At 63.6% G+C, this 2398-nt stretch carries 4 protein-coding genes; 3 read left to right on the top strand and 1 reads right to left on the bottom strand.

Annotated elements, in window-relative coordinates:
- Positions 1 to 395: 395 nt before the first annotated feature.
- From E1293_RS46420 to E1293_RS46410, 3 genes are all read left to right on the top strand, one after another.
- On the top strand, positions 396 to 644 hold the full coding sequence (locus E1293_RS46420; RefSeq protein ID WP_207939536.1) for a hypothetical protein: 249 nt from the start codon (positions 396 to 398) through the stop codon (positions 642 to 644).
- Between the two features lie 403 nt (positions 645 to 1047).
- Positions 1048 to 1401, top strand: a complete 354-nt coding sequence (locus E1293_RS46415) for a hypothetical protein (protein WP_207939535.1) — start codon at positions 1048 to 1050, stop codon at positions 1399 to 1401.
- A gap of 181 nt (positions 1402 to 1582) precedes the next feature.
- Positions 1583 to 1834 carry a hypothetical protein gene (locus tag E1293_RS46410; protein ID WP_132206445.1) on the top strand — a complete coding sequence of 84 codons (252 nt, stop codon included), beginning with the start codon at positions 1583 to 1585 and terminating at the stop codon, positions 1832 to 1834.
- Between the two features lie 157 nt (positions 1835 to 1991).
- Here E1293_RS46410 and E1293_RS46405 read toward each other — a convergent pair whose 3' ends face one another.
- Complete coding sequence (locus E1293_RS46405) at positions 1992 to 2237, bottom strand: hypothetical protein (protein WP_132206443.1); 246 nt, start codon at positions 2235 to 2237, stop codon at positions 1992 to 1994.
- Positions 2238 to 2398 lie beyond the last annotated feature (161 nt).

Here is a 2398-nt window from a genome sequence, read left to right as displayed (position 1 = left end):
GGGCGGGGGTGCGGGCGGGGGACATGTTGGGTCTTGGAGATGATGCGTGGCACCCCATCCACGAGGCGAACGACCACACCCAGAGCAGACCGAACAGCGTCCCGAAGCCGATCACGACCGCCGCCGAGGCCGAAGGAACCTGGAACCGCTCCCCCCCCCCGGGCCACCACGCCGAGCGATAAGAGCTTGCGCTACTGACCACCGATCATGATCCTAAGGTTCGCCGAACCAATCCATCGCTCCACCGAAACCAATCTGGCGGCTGCATGAGTACCCCCGACGACGGACCACGCTGGCCGACGGAAAAGCTAAACGCGTTGCGCCTCGGCCAGCCGCTAACGATCGAGGTCCCAGCCAGCGGCCCTCGCCGACGAGCTTTCGTCACCATCTGCCCAGTGACCACGCCTGCCGACCGCCAAGCACGCCACGAAGGCTGGAAACGGGCCGACCACGCGCGCGAATACCGCCTGACGCACTGGGACTACGACGCCGACCAGATCGACGGCTTCGACTACGACATTGGGGCCGTACTCGTCCAAGGGACGACAGTCACCGGCGAAGCAGAACTGACCGTAATGCTCCAGGCATGGAATCTACGGCCCGACCAGTTCCTTTATCCCTGGCAGACCGACGATCCCACTTGATCTCGCCCAATCCGTAGTGGCCTCCCTGCCATCATCGACAGTGACGGACGCCTTGGAACCGCTCACCGCGACTCGACCCCGTGGCAGCGGCGAGGAGCTCGTGCGGCCGAGCAGGTAGATACCGCCGGTTCGGCGCAGGTGAGTGAGGCAGGCGGCGTGCAATTAGCCAGGGTGATCAGGGGCAGCCACGGTCACTTGCGGTACGAGCGGAAAGCAGGTCAGCGGCCATGATGGCCCGGATCGGTTTGATTCCCAAGCTGACAGCGTGGATTCGGTTCCGTCGCCCGCTTCGGCGCCGAGGGCAGGTGGGGCCTTGTATCGGAGGACCCGGGCGATCGGGCAGCACGGAGCGATGCCCCTGGATCAGCCGGTGCCCCGCAGTTTGAAGGTTGTGGACACTGCCATGCTGGTCACGCTGGAGGAAATTGCACTCCGGCTGAGCCTCTCCCAGCGACTTCCCGTTGCATGGGTGGTCGAGAATGCCGCCCCCGAGGGGCGCCACTTGTGGCCAGCTTTCTGGCAGAGGCTGTCCCACCGCCCCGACATCCCCGACCACTTGCGATGCGAGTTGCTGCTACAGCTTCGTACCGGGGACCAAGTGAGGAGCCTGCTGGACGTACTCCCGGTGGATTTCGACCCGCTTGCGAACGTGACGTCACGCGCCGAAGGGCAACGGGTCGACCACCTGCTGAACACGGAACTTTCGGTGAGGGAATGGGATCTGCATAGGGCCGATGGTGCATCCGGTTCCGAGTGACCCTGGCGGTTGCTAACGGTGGTGCTAACAACAGAGGTGGATGATCTTGGACGGGTGTGGACGTCCGGGCGGGCGCGGTGCTGGTCAGGGGACTCGTGGGGGACATCCCTGGACAGCCCTGATCTCGCTTGTAACTGCCTATATCTTGAAACCAGTAGCTAAGCAACCATGGGAGGCTCTAGTGCCAGCCAGCCTGAAGCGGATCCGCGAGACCATGGACGTCGAGCCCACTCCTCGGGACAAGGGTCTCACGCTTACGCTGAAGCTCACCGCCTACGACAACGGCATGCTGGAGCTCGACACAGTGCCGTTGAACGACCACAAGAATGACGATGAGGTCACTGGGTGGTTGGCTGCTGCGGAGGTCATCACCGCAACACTCAACGAATTTCACCGTCAGGTTGCGGCTCGGGCCGCTAGCACGGCCGGTTAGCTGGAGTGGCGCCAGGTAAGCCTCAGCGGTTGGGCCTCTGTCCGCCGTGCCGAATGCGTGCCGAGGTTTCGTCCTTGAGGCCGAGAGAGTACAGGTCAACGCTGTTAGATGGTGGGAGTGTCAATCCGCTGCCCAGCGCGCCAAGGTCCGTCAGGTGTCAGCCTGTCCAGGTGATGTCGAAGACACGGAGGATCTCGGCCGTGTCGTCGACGTAGAAGGAGACCAGGCCGTAGGTACCGAAGATGACTTGGCGGTATTCGGGCTGGTCGTTGTAGAGAGCCATCGCGTCCCAAGGGCGGTCGGCAACGCCGGCGAGGGACGTCACCAGGGCGTCGAAGGCTTCCTGAGGGAGGCCGCCGATCTGGGCGAGTGCGGTCGCGTGCAGTTGGACGCGGTAGTTCAACGAGCGCCGTCCGTGCGCTCAGACCAGGCGGGGATGAGGTTCCCCCCGTAGCACGGACAGCTCGGGTGAGATGGGTCAGGTGGTGATGCTCGAGGTTCGGTGTCGTTCCTCGTAGTCCACCGGGCTCAGCATTTCAAGGCTGGAATGTCTTCTGAATGGGT

Source organism: Actinomadura darangshiensis (assembly GCF_004349235.1).
Taxonomy (GTDB): Bacteria; Actinomycetota; Actinomycetes; order Streptosporangiales; family Streptosporangiaceae; genus Spirillospora; species Spirillospora darangshiensis.
Note: the sequence above shows the minus strand (reverse complement) of the source record. Positions and strands in the feature narration are given on the sequence as shown.